Genomic DNA, 16,586 nt, shown 5'->3' with positions numbered 1-16,586 from the left:
ATGCACATTCACTTTTCTTCCGTAAAAGTATATGTTTAGCCGCATATAAAGTCAAGATATAATTATTATTTATATCGCATTATTAATAATATTTATTGACTTAAATTATTTAACTGAATATAAAATCTCACCGTATGTAGGATAAGGCCAGATATCACTAGGTACAACTGTCTCTAATTCATCTACAACCTCTCTAAGCTCATTCATATCTGCAAAAATTACGTCATGATGGAACTTAGCAAGCTCATAAGAGCCTTCTAGTTCCTTAGCCTTTTCAATATCTGCCTCAAGCTTCTCTAATCTCTCATCCATTGTAAATGTAAGCTTAGCTGCCTGCTCCAGTCTCTTCTTTTCTACAGATGAATCTACAGCCAGGCCTGTTGCTGCCTTTGCATTAAGAGTCTCGGCAAGTGAATACTGATAATCATTTGCTGCTGCCATAATATTTTTCTTAACCATGGCATCCATTGTAAGAGCCTCAATATCGATTACCTTATAATAGTTCTCCAGCTGGATATCATAACGGCTGTAAAGCTCCTGCTCCGTAAATACGTTATGCTTTGTAAATACATCAATAGCCTTCTTATCAATGAAAGCAGGAAGAGCATCTACTGTAGATTTAAGGTTCTTAAGTCCTCTTCTTTCAGCCTCCTTAACCCATTCCTCTGCATAGCCATTTCCGTTAAATATAATGCGCTTGTGGGCTGTAAGCTCTCTCTTTAATAAAGTATCTAATGCCTTTTCAAAATCAGCTGCCTTTTCAAGCTCTTCTGAGAATTTATCAAGCTCCTCTGCTACAATTGTGTTTAAGATTACATTAGGACCAGAAATAGATGCTGATGAACCAAGTGATCTAAACTCAAACTTGTTGCCAGTAAATGCAAATGGTGATGTTCTGTTTCTATCTGTAGTATCCTGTGAAATGCTTGGGATTACAGCAGCACCTACAGACATCTTCTTCTTTTTGATATCCTCGTAGTCTGTTCCATCAATGATAGATTCTACAATTGCTTCTAGCTCATCTCCAAGGAACATAGAAATGATTGCTGGTGGTGCCTCGTTAGCGCCAAGTCTATGATCATTTCCAGCAGAAGCAACCGATACTCGGAGTAACTCCTGGTATTCGTCAACTGCCTTAATTACAGCTGTAAGGAATAGTAAGAACTGTGCATTATGGGAAGGAGTAGCACCTGGTTCTAACAGGTTTACTCCGGTATCAGTCGAAATCGACCAGTTATTGTGCTTACCGGAACCATTAACACCTGCAAATGGCTTTTCATGAAGAAGGCAGGTCATGCCATGACGCTTTGCCACTACCTTCATCATTTCCATTGTAAGCTGGTTGTGGTCTGTAGCAATATTTGTTGTTGAATATACTGGTGCAAGCTCATGCTGAGCTGGAGCAACCTCGTTGTGCTTGGTCTTTGCAAGAACTCCAAGCTTCCAAAGCTCTTCGTCAAGCTCCTTCATAAAAGCAGATACACGAGGCTTGATTGTACCAAAATAATGGTCGTCTAATTCCTGACCCTTAGGTGGCTTTGCACCAAATAAGGTTCTACCTGTATAGATTAAATCAGGGCGCTTGTTATACATCTCCTCATCAATAAGGAAGTACTCCTGCTCTGGACCCACTGTTGTAATAACTCTCTTTACATCATCATGACCAAAAAGCTTAAGGACTCTTACTGCTGATTTATCAAGTGCTTCCATAGAACGAAGAAGTGGAGTCTTTTTATCAAGTGCCTCACCTGAATATGAACAAAATGCTGTTGGGATACAAAGTGTATCATCCTTTATAAACACATAGCTTGTTGGATCCCAGGCTGTATAGCCTCTGGCCTCAAATGTGGCACGTAGTCCACCTGATGGAAAAGATGATGCATCAGGCTCACCCTTAATAAGCTCCTTTCCTGAGAAGGTCATAATCACTCTTCCGCCTTCCTCTGGCTGGATAAATGAATCGTGCTTTTCTGCTGTTACACCTGTCATTGGCTGGAACCAATGGGTAAAATGTGTTGCACCAAGCTCTATAGCCCATTCCTTCATGGCATGTGCTATTACGTTGGCTAGCTCTCTATCTAGAGGACGGCCTTCCTCTACTGTCTTTTTAAGGGCTTTGTAGGCATCCTTAGGAAGACGCTCCTTCATAGTTTCATCGTTGAATACTTTGCTTCCGAAAATTTCTGTTACTTTACTCATCTTTATCCTCCTTTTCTTACACCTCATCCACCACTTCGTGGTCCCCCTTCCCCTCAAGGGGAAGGCTTAAAGGCTTCCCCTTTGGGGGTGCTAGGCTCCGGTGGAGCCTGTTTAGCACCGACCGAGCCGGAAGGCGAGACAAGCTGTCAGCGCAGCTGACTGATGAGGGTCTTACTTCCTATACGCCACTATCTCCATAATTTGCTAACACTCTCGCTGACGGGTCATCCACATTACAGCCTTCCCAAGCTTTATTAGGCATCCAAAAGTCCACTACCATGTGAGCTTGCCCTGGATAATATTTTTCAAACAAATCTCTATAGAGAAGTGATTCCTTTGTAAATGGTGTAGCGAATTCGTATTTACGATATGCATTTTTTACATCCTCATCTGTGTAGAGGCTGTTTGCATATTCCTTTAGATAATCCACCATGGAATGTCCTACCGCATCTGAGAATGCTGCTTTCTCCCTAAACAGTATCTCATGTGGCAGGTAGTCACCTTCTTCAAATGCGTGCCTAAGCAAATACTTTCCCTTGTTATAAGTATTCATCTTAAGCTTTGGATTAATGCTCATTACATATTCAACAAAATCCAAATCTCCGAAAGGAACTCTTGCTTCCATGGAGTGTACTGAGATGCATCTGTCTGCTCTAAGTACATCGTACATGTAAAGCTCTCTAAGTCTCTTTTCTGCTTCCCTTTGAAACTCCTCTTCGTTTGGAGCAAAATCTGTATATTTATATCCGAAAATCTCATCTGAAATCTCACCAGTAAGTAGAACCCTTATTTCAGGAAACTGCTTCTTGATTCCTTTGCAGATAAGGTACATTCCCATGGATGCTCTGATTGTTGTTATATCATAGGTTCCAAGGGATGCTATTACCTCTTCTAAGCTTTCTAGTACTATGTCCTTATTGATGATGATTTCGTGATGCTCTGAGCCTATGTAATCTGCAACCTCTTTGGCATATTTAAGATCAATTGCATCCTCATTCATTCCTATTGCAAAGGTCTTAATAGGCTTATTCATAAGCTTAGTTGCAATGGCACATACCAAAGAAGAATCAAGCCCACCTGATAAAAGAAAGCCTACAGGAGCATCTGCATCCAGCCTCTTTTCAACACCTCTTACCAGCTTTTCCTTAATCTTTGCTGCAACCTCTTCAATTGAATCCTTACTGTAAGGCATTCGCTTTGCCAGGTCTTTATAGCAGGTAAACACACCCTTGTAATAGTAATGTCCTGGTGGAAATGGCTTCACCTCATCGGTAAGTCCTACCAGGTTCTTTGCCTCTGATGCAAACATGATTGCACCTTCACTGTCGTATCCGTAAAACAAAGGTCTGATTCCAATTGGATCTCTTGCTGCCACCAGGTCATCTAATTCCTTGTCATAGATAACCATTGCAAACTCTGCATCAAGCTTATTAAACATCTGACATCCGTATTTACGATACATTGGAAGAATAATTTCGCAATCACTATCGCTTAGGAAATGATAGCCCTCTGCCTTAAGTTCTTCCCTCACCTGTTTAAATCCGTACAGCTCGCCGTTGCATATTACGTAATTTCCATCAAGCTCAAAGGGCTGCATTCCTGAATCAGTCAGACCCATGATGGAGAGCCTTTGGAACCCTAACACGCTGTCGTTTACTGTGATGACCTTTTGCATATCAGGTCCTCTTGTTACTGTTTTTGCAAATGCCTCTTCAAAATCCTTCATCTCGATGTGGCATTTACTTAAAGCCATTATTGAACACATAAAATCACCTTCCCAGGAAAAACAAAAAGGCGTCGTGACTGGTGCATAAACACTAATCACGACGCCATTGTCGTTCCATTGATTTTTATTTGTTTAGTATAATATTCGTTCGACAATAATTTGTCAATAACTATTTTTCAAATTATCCATATTTTTTTATAATATCCTTTGCCATTTGATATCTAGATATTCTTAAGTCCATGGCATTCTTCTCTATCTTCTTATGAGCCTCTTCCTCAGTTAAATCCTCGTTGATAATGAGAAGTAACTTGGCCCTTGAAATGGTCTTTAGCTCCTCCAGCTTCTTCTCTAGCTTTGCACTTTCCTTGTGAGCCATTCCAATACGTCTTTGCGCCGCAAGTGCATGCCGCAGTGCCTGCCAAAGCAGCTGCTTGCTAATAGGCTTAGATACAGTGATAATGCCGTAGTCTGCCACCTTATCTGTAATCTCATCATACAAATCTGCCTTAATAAACAGCAGTATCTGGCACACATTTTTTTCAGCTATATCTATAACCTGTTCGATGGAATTAGAGCCACCAAGAGGCAGATTCACAAAGCATATATCAAAATCATAGTCAGTGATAGCACGCTTTGCTGCTGGTATACTTTCCACTAAAAGCATATCAATATACCCATTTTCCTTCAGATAGGATTTGTAGAATGCGCTAGCCTTTTCGTTATCGCAGACAATTAACGCTCTTTCCATAGTCCACTCCTTAAAAGCTAAATGCTCATTTTGATTGTCTCAATATAATTTTCTGCGATTTTTGCAAAGGTTGATTCCTTCAAAAAGCTGCTGTTTGAAGCACATTCAATAGCCTCCTCAATAGTTGCTGGAAGAGTATCAAGCTTAGAGTATTCATCCTCAGTAAGAAGCCTTGATTTAAACTCTAGAGCTGGTGGAAGCTGCTCCTTTCCCTTCACTCCTGCAATTCCTGCCTGCAAAATAATTGCTGTAGCAAGATAAGGATTAAGACATGAATCTGGTGAGCGAAGTATAAAATACTTTCTTCTACCATTAATCTCTGGCACTCTAAATAATCTGGAATTATTCTGCATAGACCAGGTAATATATTTAGGAGCCTCCAGATAACCTAATCTGTCATAGGAATCCCTACGGCAGTTTAAGAAGATTGTAATGTCGCGCATTCTATTGATAATACCTGCCATAAAGCTATCAGAAAATTCCTTATCATCGCTGATAAGGTTCTTCTCTCCCTTATGAGTAGACATGAGAATATGCAAGCCATTACCTGGTGCATCATCTATTGGCTTTGGCTCAAAGCATGCATAAGCTCCATTTCTTGCTGCAATATTTTCTACTACGTTTTTGTAGGTCACGAAGTTATCTGCAGTAGTCAGTGCATCTGCAGATTGAAAATCTATTTCGTTTTGACCAGGACCTCTTTCATGATGTGATGACTGAGGTGAAATTCCCATTTCCTCTAAGCTAAGACAGATTTCTCGCCTGATATTCTCACCTCTGTCACTAGGTGCAACATCTAAATATCCGCCATTATCAAATGGCTCATCTGTTGGAATACCATTATCATCTGTTTTAAAGAGATAAAATTCTGAACGCAGTCCCATCTTGGTAGTAAAGCCCATGTCTTCACACTGCTTAAGAGTGTCCTTTAAAAACTGCCTGTAGTCCATTGAAAATGGTGTACCATCTGCATAAACCACATCACAGTAAAACCTGATTACACGGCCAGATGATGGGCGCCATGGCAACACATGAAGCGTATCTGCATCAGGCTTTAAGAATAAATCCTTCCCCATCCCATCCTCAAAGCCCAGGATTAAAAATGGGTCGAAATTAATTCCATCCTCAAATGCGCTTCTAAGCTCTGATGGCATGATAGAAATATTTTTTTGATTTCCATAAAGGTCGCAAAAGGCAAGACGTATAAACTTTACGTCGTTTTCTTCAACGAACTCTAATATATCATCTATTGATAAATGTGACATTTCCTTCCCTCCTAAGGGTTATTTTAATATCATAATAATAAATTACGGTATTAAATTCTAGAGGTTTGTATACCCCATAAGATATTCATCCACCTGTCTTGCACAGTCTCTTCCGCTTCTAATTGCCTTAACAACCAGGGATTGACCGGTGTGCATATCGCCGGCTGTAAATACCTTATCTACATTTGTGGCAAAGCTGTCTTTACCTACAGATGCCACGTTAGTCCTTGCATCTAATCCCACCTTAAATGCATCTACCACATATTTTTCAGAGCCTAAAAATCCTGCTGCAATCAGGCATAGCTGGCACTTTACTTCTTTTTCAGTTCCCTCTACAGGAACCATCATCTTGCGGCCTGTCTTTTTATCCACCTTTGACTCCAGTGATACAAGAACAACAGATTTAAGATTACCTGATTTGTCTGTCTTAAATTCCTTTACAGTAGTGGTATAGATACGTGGGTCGTGGCCAAATTTTGCAATTGCCTCCTCCTGACCGTAATCAGTCTTGCAAACAAGAGGCCACTGTGGCCAAGGATTATTCTCTGCTCGCTGATCTGGTGCCTTTGGCATCATTTCAAGCTGAGTCACAGATTTGCAGCCATGACGAATAGCTGTACCAACACAATCGTTTCCTGTATCGCCACCGCCAATGATAACCACATCCTTATCCTTTGCAGATATATACTGACCGTCCACAAGCTGCATATTGTTGTTCCACAGACACTTTGTAGTAGAGGCAAGAAAATCCACAGCAAAGTATATTCCCTTAGCTTCCTTTCGACCAATTGCATCAATATCCCTAGGATTAGATGAACCGCAGCAAAGTACCACTGCATCATACTTTGATGTAAGCTCTGCTGACTTTACGTTATCACCAATATTCGCATTTACGATAAAGCTAATGCCCTCCTGTTCCATCACATGAATCTTTCTATCAATAATCTGCTTTTCAAGCTTCATGTTTGGAATACCGTAGCGAAGTAATCCACCTACCTTATCGTTTCTTTCATAAACTGTTACACTGTGACCTCTTCTATTAAGCTGGTCTGCAACAGCAAGACCTGATGGTCCTGAGCCTACCACAGCAACTCTTTTTCCTGTGCGCTGCTTTGGTGGATTGGCATCCGCAAGGCCATGGTCATAGGCATACTCTATTATTGCCATCTCGTTAGCCTTTGTGGTGACAGCTTCACCGTTTAAGCTACAGGTACAGGCCTTTTCGCATAACCCTGGACACACTCTGCAGGTAAACTCTGGGAAATTGCTGGTTTTGTGTAGTCTCTTATAAGCTATATCCAAGTTTCCCTGATAAACTAAATCGTTCCACTCAGGAATCAGATTGTTAAGAGGACAGCCTGATGTCATCCCCTTAATAGTCATTCCTGACTGGCAAAATGGCACACCGCAATCCATACATCTGGCAGCCTGACGCTGACGCTCCTCAGTAGATAATGGTGTGTGAAATTCATTAAAATTCTTAATACGCTCCAGAGGATGTGAAGCCACTTCCTCTACACGCTCATATTCTAAAAATCCTGTAGATTTTCCCATGACTAATCCTCCTTAAGCACCTTGACCATTCATTAACAAATTAAAGGCTTCTATCTGAGCCTGCTCTGCTGAAAGCCCCTTAGCCTCCATCTTTACCATGGCCTCTAACATCTTCTTGTAATCAAATGGCACAATCTTCTTAAACTTAGGCAGATAATCGCTAAAGTTATCATAGATTTCCTTACCCTTCTTAGAGCCTGTAGCCTTCACATGCTCGCCGATAATATCTTTAAGCTCCATAACATCATACTTATCTGTTACTGTCTCAAGACTAACCATAGATTTATTCAGCTTCTTGTATAGGGTAGCATCCTCATCTAACACATAGGCAATTCCACCGCTCATACCTGCTGCAAAGTTCTTGCCTGTTTCACCCAGTACAACCACGCGGCCACCTGTCATGTATTCACAGCCATGGTCACCGACACCCTCTACTACGGCTGTGGCGCCAGAGTTTCTTACAGCAAAACGCTCACCAGCAACACCGTTGATAAATGCCTTGCCGCTGGTAGCGCCATACAGTGCTACATTTCCAATGATGATGTTCTCATCCTCCTTGTAGGTAGCACCCTCTGGTGGATATACTATTAGCTTTCCCCCTGATAGGCCTTTACCAAAATAATCGTTAGAATCACCAGCCAGCTTAAGTGTAAGTCCCTTTGGAATAAATGCACCAAAAGACTGACCACCAGCACCATGGCAATTTACCTTATAGGTATCCTCAGCTAAGCTTTCACCATACCTTCTTGTAAGCTCTGCTCCAAGAAGTGTTCCAAGGCTTCTATCCGTATTTACGATATCGACTGTCACTTCCTTTGGCTTTCCTGCTGCAATTGCACTCTTAAGCTCCTTTAGAAGTACCTTTTCATCTACAGTCTTTTCAAGCTCAAAGTTATATACATTCTTCTTAGCGTACTCAATCTTCTCTCCACCTGATGGATTGCTAAGTACAGCTGTCAAATCCACCTTTTCAAATGGACTGTTCTTTGTAGTCTCCTTTAGCTTTAGTAAATCTGTTCTTCCACATAGCTCATCCACTGTTTTGCAGCCAAGGGAAGCCATGTATTCACGAAGCTCCTCTGCAATAAACCTCATAAAGTTAACTACATATTCTGGCTTTCCTTTAAAGCGCTTTCTAAGCTCAGGGTTTTGTGTGGCAACACCTACAGGACATGTATCCAGGTTGCACACACGCATCATAACGCAGCCCATAGTTACAAGTGGTGCTGTAGCAAATCCAAATTCCTCTGCACCAAGTGCACATGCTATTGCAACATCTCGTCCTGACATGAGCTTACCATCAGTCTCAATTACTACCTTGTTTCTAAGGCCATTCATAATAAGTGTCTGATGAGCCTCTGCAAGACCAAGTTCCCATGGCAAGCCTGCATTGTGAATTGATGATTTTGGTGCTGCACCTGTACCGCCATCATATCCTGAAATAAGGATAACCTGAGCACCAGCCTTAGCAACACCAGATGCAATTGTGCCAACACCTGCTTCTGATACAAGTTTTACAGAAATACGTGCATCCTTATTAGCATTCTTTAAATCATAGATAAGCTCTGCCAAATCCTCGATTGAATAAATATCATGATGAGGTGGTGGGGAAATAAGAGCTACACCAGGAGTAGAAAGACGTGTCTTTGCAATCCATGGATACACCTTCTTACCTGGCAGATGGCCTCCTTCACCAGGCTTTGCGCCTTGAGCCATCTTTATTTGGATTTCCTTGGCAGATACTAAGTATTTGCTGGTAACACCAAATCGTCCTGATGCCACCTGCTTAATAGCTGAACAACGGTTAAGTCCATCAGGACCTATTTCGTAACGCTCATCCTCTTCTCCGCCTTCACCGGAGTTAGACTTGCCGTGAAGCTGATTCATAGCAATAGCCATAGTCTCATGAGCTTCCTTTGAAATAGAACCGTAGCTCATAGCACCAGTCTTAAATCGCTTTACAATAGAATCAACAGATTCTACCTGATCAATGCTAATACCCTTCTTAGGATAATTAAAATCTATAAGTCCTCTTAGGTTTCTAACATTTTCCTCTTCATTTACAAGTGAGGTGTACTCCTTAAATGTATTGTAATCTCCCGTCCTAGTAGCAAGCTGTAAAAGATGAATTGTAGCAGGATTATATAGATGCTCCTCTGCACCAGAGCGCATCTTGTGCTGACCTCTTGAATCAAGAGTCTCATCCACATCAAGGCCTAGTGGATCAAATGCCTTAGAATGCTGCATTTCCACATCAGACTCAATATCCTCTAGAGTTATTCCACCAATTCTTGAAATGGTGCCAGTGAAATATCTGTCTATAACATCCTTGCTAATTCCAATAGCCTCAAAAATCTTAGCACCCTGGTAAGACTGCACTGTAGAAATGCCCATCTTAGAAGCAATCTTTATAATTCCGCTAATTACAGCTTCATTATAGGAATCAATTGCCGCATGTACATCCTTTTTTAGCTGTCCCTTTTCAATAAGCTCCGCAATAGTCTCCTGTGCAAGATATGGGTTGATTGCAGATGCGCCGTATCCAAGCAAGGTTGCAAAATGATGTACCTCTCTTGGCTCACCTGATTCTAGGATAAGTGAAAGTGATGTACGCTTCTTTGTCTGTACCAGATGATGCTGTACTGCTGCAACTGCAAGAAGTGAAGGGATAGCTACATGGTTTTCGTCCACACCTCTATCTGAAAGGATGATGATATTAGCTCCTTCATGATTTACCTTATCCACTTCCACAAAAAGATGCTCAATAGCCTTCTCTAGGGATGTATTCTTGTAATATACAATAGGCACAGTGGCAGTCTTAAGTCCTGGAACCTTCATGGATTTAATCTTCATCAAATCTGTTGTTGTAAGGATAGGATTATTAATCTGCAGCATGTTACAGTTTTCTTCCTTCTCTTCAAGGACGTTTCCTGCTGTTCCAAGATAGATGGTTGTAGCTGTAACAATTTCCTCTCTGATAGAATCAATAGGCGGATTGGTTACCTGGGCAAACAGCTGCTTGAAGTAATTAAACAGTGGCTGATGATTCTTTGAAAGTACTGCAAGTGGAACATCAATACCCATGGCTCCGGTGTTTTCCACACCGTTAAGTGCCATTGGAAGAATTGAATCCTTTATCTCCTCATAGGAATAACCAAAGGCCTTTTGCAATCTGTCTCTTTCTGTAGCAGAATACTTTGGCACTGGCTCATTAGGAATCTTGATATCACCTAAGTGAACAAGATTAGCATCTAGCCACTGGCCATAAGGCTGTCTATTTGCATAGGTAAGCTTCAGTTCATTATCATCTATCAAACGTCCTTCTACAGTGTCAACAAGAAGCATCTTACCTGGCTTTAATCTATCCTTAAGCTTTATTCTGTTTTCCTCAATAGGAAGTACACCTACCTCTGATGAAAGAATAAGATAATCGTCGTTTGTAATATAGTAGCGGGATGGTCTAAGACCGTTTCTATCAAGCACCGCACCCATGATATCACCATCTGAGAAGAGAATTGATGCTGGTCCATCCCATGGCTCCATCATTGTTGAATAGTATTGGTAGAAATCTCTTCTTGCCTGTTCCATAGCCTTGTTCTTTACCCATGGCTCTGGAATAGTAATCATTACCGCAAGAGGAAGTGGCATGCCATTCATTACAAGAAACTCCAGTGCGTTATCAAGCATTGCTGAGTCAGAGCCTGCCTGATTGCATACAGGCGTAATCTTTGTCATCTCATCCTCTAGCACCTGGGAAACCATTGTCTCCTCACGGGATAACATCTTGTCTGCATTACCCTTTATGGTATTTATCTCACCATTGTGCACGATAAATCTGTTTGGATGAGCACGCTCCCATGATGGATTAGTGTTAGTAGAGAAACGAGAATGCACTGTTGCTATTGCAGATTCGTAATCCTCATCCAACAAATCCTCAAAGAACAGTCTTAGCTGATCCACAAGGAACATTCCCTTGTATACAATAGTTCTACTTGAAAGGGATGCAACATAGGTATCCTCTGCTGTCTGCTCAAACACACGTCTTGCAACATACAGCTTTCTATCAAATTGAAGGCCCTTTTCTACATCCTTAGGCTTTTTGATAAATGCCTGGGCAATAAATGGCATACAATCCACTGCAAGCTTTCCTAGGATTTCAGGCCTTGTTGGAACATCTCTCCAGCCTAAGAACTCCATGCCTTCCTTTTCAACAATGATTTCAAACATCTTCATTGCCTGTTTTCTTTTAAGCTCGTCATTAGGAAAGAAGAACATTCCCACACCGTATTCACGCTCGTCGCCTATTTCAATCTTAAGCTCACTGCATGTCTTTTTGAAAAACTTGTGTGATATCTGAAGCAGAATTCCTACACCATCACCAGTTTCACCTGATGCATCCTTGCCAGCTCTATGTTCTAAGTTCTCAACAATCTTTAAGGCATCTGAAACTGTCTGATGAGTCTTGATTCCTTTGATAGACACAACAGCCCCTATACCACAATTGTCATGCTCAAAACTAGGGTCATACAAACCTTTCTTTTGATTGTCCATGTCCGCTACTCCTTCCACATCGTAGTTTCATTATATGTATAAAAATAAAGGCGCCTAAAGAAACTCCCCCTAAAGGGAATTTCCTTAGACGCCTTTGTCTTGTGCAAAACTATACAACTATTTGGCTAAGATTGCAAGCACTTTTTTAGTTTAATGTGTTAAAGTATCCTTTATCCGTTCTATTCACGGGCATGCTCTCTAAAAAGTGCCTGCCATATTATAGCAAGCACTTTTATTATTGTTAAATCTTTTAAATAATAGTTAAAAGTTCTCTTTGAACATTTTTAATTTATTCTTCGCTATCCTTACCCACATTTATTTAATATTGCAATTACGTCTTCTTCCACCAACTTCACATAAGCATTTTTAGAAATATTACTTGTTCTAACTGCCTCAGATGCCATAGTCGGAAATTTACTACTGTCAATTCCAATTTCAGATAATCTTGAAGGCATTCCTATGCTTTTAAAATATTCCTTCAAACACTCAATCCCCTCTTTTGCAGCAATCATATCATCTAATTTTTTTACATTAAAAATTACCCTTGCAAATCTTGCAAATCGATGTTTTGTGAAGTCATTCAATACATATTCCATCCATGCAGGTGTTAAGATTGCAAGTCCCACACCATGCGTAACGTCATAATACCCACTAATCACATGCTCTATTGGATGTACGGACCAGGCACCGCCTTTTCCTACTGTCAGCAAATGATTAAGACCAATTGTGCTGGCCCACATAAGATTCGACCTAGCCTCATAATTCTCTGGTTCATCAATAGCTTTCTTTCCATATCTAATTACAGTCTTCATTACAGCTTCGCTAAGGGCATCTGTGATATATGCTTCATCATTAGGCTGAAAATACTGTTCTAAAACATGAGACATAATGTCGACTGCTCCTGCTGCAGTTTGCTTATTAGGTAGGGTAAATAGATATGTAGGATCACATATAGATAACCTAGGATATAAAAATGGAGTGTTTATCTCCAGCTTCTCATAGGTAGCATCATTGGTGATAACCGCCCCACAGTTCATTTCAGAACCTGTTGCACATATGGTTAGCACTACAGCTATTGGCAAAGCTGATTTCACTAGAGACCTATCAAGAACTAAATCCCATGGATTACCATCATAGCAAGCAGCTGCTGCAATATGCTTAGAAGCATCTATAGTGCTACCTCCTCCAACTGCTAGAATTACATCGATATTATTTTTCTTGCAAATATCTGTACCCTTTTCAACAATACTAAGCTTAGGATTAGGTGTTATCCCTCCAAGTTCAAATACCTGAAAATCAGTTAACTGATTAAGCACCTCAGCATAGATACCATTTTTCTTAATACTTCCACCACCATAAGTTAAAAGCACTCTTTTACCATACTTGCTAAGCTCTGCTGCCAAGCATGCAATTTTACCTTTTCCAAATCGTATATCCGTAGGAATATTAAAATCAAAATTATTCATAGCATACCTTTATATTTTAGCCTTATATCTATCATATCTAAGGTCATATAAATCAATATCTGTTGTATCTGTAGTAATTAGCTTAGCCAACTGCTCTCCCACAGCAGGAGCAATTCCAAAACCGTGTCCATTGAAAGCACATGCCACATATAGTCCGTTTATTTCCTCTACCTTTCCTATGGCGGGAACTCCATCAGCTGAGGCATCCATCCAACCTGCCCACGTTCTAACAATCTTTGCATTCGCAAGATTTGGGAAATATTTCATAATACCTCGGCAAATGCATGGCGCAGTCTTTGAGCTATTAGATACCATTCCATTATCCTTATTATATCTTTCAAGCCCAGATGAACCTCCAAATACAAAAGAACCATGCTTAGTCTGATGTCCGTAAAAATCTGCTTCAGCTGTTCCAAGCATTTGATCAAACATATGAGGCTGAGCCTCAGTTACAAGACACTCTAATAATGAATTAGTCATTGGAATATCAATTCCTACAGTAGTAAGTATCTCTCTTGAATCCAGACCTGCAGCTACAAGTACACTCTCCCCTTCATATATACTGTTTGGTGTAATGACCTGACGAATTCGGCCCTTAATCAGTCTCAGCTCCTTTACAGGCTCACCACTAATAAATCTCACGCCCATCTTTCTTGCCATCTTATAGTAGCCAAGTGTAGTTGTAAGAGGATTGGCATGTCCATCTGTAGGACACCAGCTGGCACATATTACCTCGTCTGACAGATATGGATTGATTTGTCTCACCTCATCACCATCTATCATTCTTACATCTAATCCTACCCCTTTTGCATTATTAGCCAGCTTAGTGAGAATCTCTCTGTGCTTTTCAGTCTTCCCTAATCGTAAGTTCCCATCCTGATGATATTCGCAAGCCACCTGAAGCTCTTCTGATAAATTTGGCCACAGATTTTTTATTCCATACATTACAAGTGGAAGTTCTCTTACATCTCTGCCTGACTGTCTTACACCCCCACCATTTCTGCTAGATCCTCCATTTCCTATATGGTCACTACCCTCAAGCACTATTACATCAGTGACACCTCGCTTAGCAAGGTAGTAGGCTACCGCACAACCAATTATTCCGCCTCCTATAATGATTACCTCAGCTGTATTTTTCATACTAATTCGCCTCCTTTAACTTTTCTGCTTCATTGGCGAATACCTTCATTTCTATCGGTCTCATAGGAACTCTACTTGTAGCAGGTTCTAACTCTGCTGGTGAAATTCCAAGCTCCCTTGCCACAATTCCCTTAACAAGCTTTGAGCAGGTCTGCCCCTGACATAAACCCATACCAGTTCTAAGATATCTTCTAATTTCAGTCAGTGTCCACATTCCATCATGTACAGCCTTTCTGATTTCCCCCTTAGTGATTTCCTCACATCTACAAATCAACATATCATCATCTGGCATAGACTTAAACTCGCCTATGTCTCTACTTCTATCATTTATACTATTCATGACGTTCCTCCTTTATACGGCTTTAAAAAATCTAGCCTTCATTGCATACTCTTTAGGAACACGTATGGTTAACAAATTGGTTTTATCAAAGGCTTTTGCACTTTTAACGCTAACCACCTGTGCATCACAGACTATCTGGCCATTTCTACCTAAGCCTTTTCCTTTAGCTCCCACTTCAGGTAGTGGTAGAAATTCATATGGCAATGTGACTGTTGCAGTTCCATCTCCACAATCCTCATCAACTAAAAAGATAGCCTGGCCCGAGCAGCTAGCTACGCACATTCCACAGTTAATACACTGGCTATTATCTACAACAATAGGAAGGGAAGTAATATTAGCGCCAATAGAAATACATCCCTTCTTGCATGCATCCTGACATGGATTACAAGGAATGTTTTGAGTACACTCCATTACTGGATGTACTCCAACTTTGTGTGTTACTCCAGGAAATCTTTCGATTTCATCATCACCCACGAAGCCATGCAATAGTAGATTTTTTGAAATATCTATTCCTTCCTCTGTTTTTGCAATTTCTTTTCCCCTATTTTTAGGTGCAAACATCCCCTGCCTAAGACCATCTAATGCATTATCTAATACAGACAGTTCTGCTTCCATCTCTTCTGCTCTTACGTATCCTAAGTATTCTGCTGCCACTACTCCAGCCATTCGCCCCTCGATCATTGCAGATGATGCTTCCTCAATACCACTTACATCACCAGCTACAAATATACCAGCAATAGAAGTACGTCCGTACTCATCACATATTGGTACCTGACCTCCCCGTTTTGGATTATCCTCCATTTCACAGCCTGCCATCTTAAGCAACTGAGACATAGGTGAAAGTCCAACAGCAAGGCAAATTGTGTCCACCTCAAAGTGCTTTTCTGTTCCAGGGATAAATTTAAAAGAAGAATCAACCTGAGCGATGGTCACCCCTGTTACTTTATTATCTCCCTCAGCCTTAACAATAGTATGTGATAAATAAAAAGGTACCCCTGTACGAGCCACTTTGGCAGCATGAACCCCATAACCACCTACTCTAGGTGCTGCATCTACTAAAGCTACCACTTCACAGCCGCACTGCATAAGCTGAAAAGATACAACTAAGCCTACATTTCCAGAACCAAGCATCAGTACCCTCTGTCCTGGTTTTACTCCATGTAGATTCATCATAGTTTGAGCTGCTCCAGCACCAATCACACCTGGCAATGTCCAGCCTGGAAAAGTCACCATGTTTTCTGCTGCGCCTGTCGCAATGATTATGGAATCTCCTTTGTAGTGGATTACTTCATCACCTATTTTTACAACTACTTCCTTATCCTGATAAAGTCCAATTACTGTGGCATTTAATACAACCTCCACCCCAACTTCATCTGCCTCATCAAGTAGCTGCTGTCCAATTACAAAGCCTCTAACTTTAGCTCTATGTTCCTTTGAACCAAAAAATTTATGAATTTGCTTAAATAGTTGTCCACCTGGCTTTTCATTTTCATCAAAAACAACTACTTTCATTCCTCTTTTAGCTGCTTCAATTGCCGCTGATAGTCCAGAAGGTCCTGCGCCAACAATAATTAAATCGTATCTATTCATACTTATG

10 protein-coding genes are annotated in these 16,586 nt (G+C 40.8%); all 10 read right to left on the bottom strand.

Annotation, left to right across the window (positions count from 1 at the left end; translation table 11 throughout):
* Positions 1 to 105: 105 nt before the first annotated feature.
* Positions 106 to 2,199, bottom strand: a complete 2,094-nt coding sequence (locus tag IJ535_RS05330; RefSeq protein WP_294299763.1) for a glutamine synthetase III family protein — start codon at positions 2,197 to 2,199, stop codon at positions 106 to 108.
* Between the two features lie 178 nt (positions 2,200 to 2,377).
* Positions 2,378 to 3,964: an asparagine synthase B gene (gene asnB, locus IJ535_RS05325; RefSeq protein WP_294299761.1), complete on the bottom strand. Its 1,587-nt coding sequence runs from the start codon at positions 3,962 to 3,964 to the stop codon at positions 2,378 to 2,380.
* Positions 3,965 to 4,106: 142 nt separating this feature from the next.
* Complete coding sequence (locus IJ535_RS05320) at positions 4,107 to 4,673, bottom strand: ANTAR domain-containing response regulator (RefSeq protein WP_294299759.1); 567 nt, start codon at positions 4,671 to 4,673, stop codon at positions 4,107 to 4,109.
* A gap of 17 nt (positions 4,674 to 4,690) precedes the next feature.
* Complete coding sequence (locus IJ535_RS05315) at positions 4,691 to 5,938, bottom strand: glutamine synthetase family protein (RefSeq protein ID WP_294299756.1); 1,248 nt, start codon at positions 5,936 to 5,938, stop codon at positions 4,691 to 4,693.
* Positions 5,939 to 5,995: 57 nt separating this feature from the next.
* Positions 5,996 to 7,492 carry a glutamate synthase subunit beta gene (locus IJ535_RS05310; RefSeq protein ID WP_294299754.1) on the bottom strand — a complete coding sequence of 499 codons (1,497 nt, stop codon included), beginning with the start codon at positions 7,490 to 7,492 and terminating at the stop codon, positions 5,996 to 5,998.
* Between the two features lie 12 nt (positions 7,493 to 7,504).
* Positions 7,505 to 12,043, bottom strand: a complete 4,539-nt coding sequence (gltB, locus tag IJ535_RS05305) for a glutamate synthase large subunit (RefSeq protein WP_294299752.1) — start codon at positions 12,041 to 12,043, stop codon at positions 7,505 to 7,507.
* A 305-nt stretch (positions 12,044 to 12,348) separates the two neighbouring features.
* Positions 12,349 to 13,509 carry an iron-containing alcohol dehydrogenase gene (locus IJ535_RS05300; protein WP_294299750.1) on the bottom strand — a complete coding sequence of 387 codons (1,161 nt, stop codon included), beginning with the start codon at positions 13,507 to 13,509 and terminating at the stop codon, positions 12,349 to 12,351.
* A gap of 9 nt (positions 13,510 to 13,518) precedes the next feature.
* The gene (locus tag IJ535_RS05295; RefSeq protein ID WP_294299746.1) at positions 13,519 to 14,649 is read right to left on the bottom strand and encodes an NAD(P)/FAD-dependent oxidoreductase; all 1,131 of its coding nucleotides are present in this window, start codon (positions 14,647 to 14,649) and stop codon (positions 13,519 to 13,521) included.
* Between the two features lies 1 nt (position 14,650).
* Positions 14,651 to 14,989 (bottom strand): (2Fe-2S)-binding protein, encoded by a 339-nt coding sequence (locus IJ535_RS05290; protein ID WP_294299741.1) that lies wholly within the window; start codon positions 14,987 to 14,989, stop codon positions 14,651 to 14,653.
* 12 nt (positions 14,990 to 15,001) lie between these two features.
* A complete protein-coding gene (locus IJ535_RS05285) occupies positions 15,002 to 16,579 on the bottom strand; it encodes an FAD-dependent oxidoreductase (RefSeq protein WP_294299738.1) in 1,578 nt (525 codons plus the stop codon).
* Between the last annotated feature and the right edge of the window lie 7 nt (positions 16,580 to 16,586).

It is taken from the genome of Pseudobutyrivibrio sp. (assembly GCF_017471675.1).
Classification (GTDB): Bacteria; Bacillota; Clostridia; order Lachnospirales; family Lachnospiraceae; genus Pseudobutyrivibrio.
Note: the sequence above shows the minus strand (reverse complement) of the source record. Positions and strands in the feature narration are given on the sequence as shown.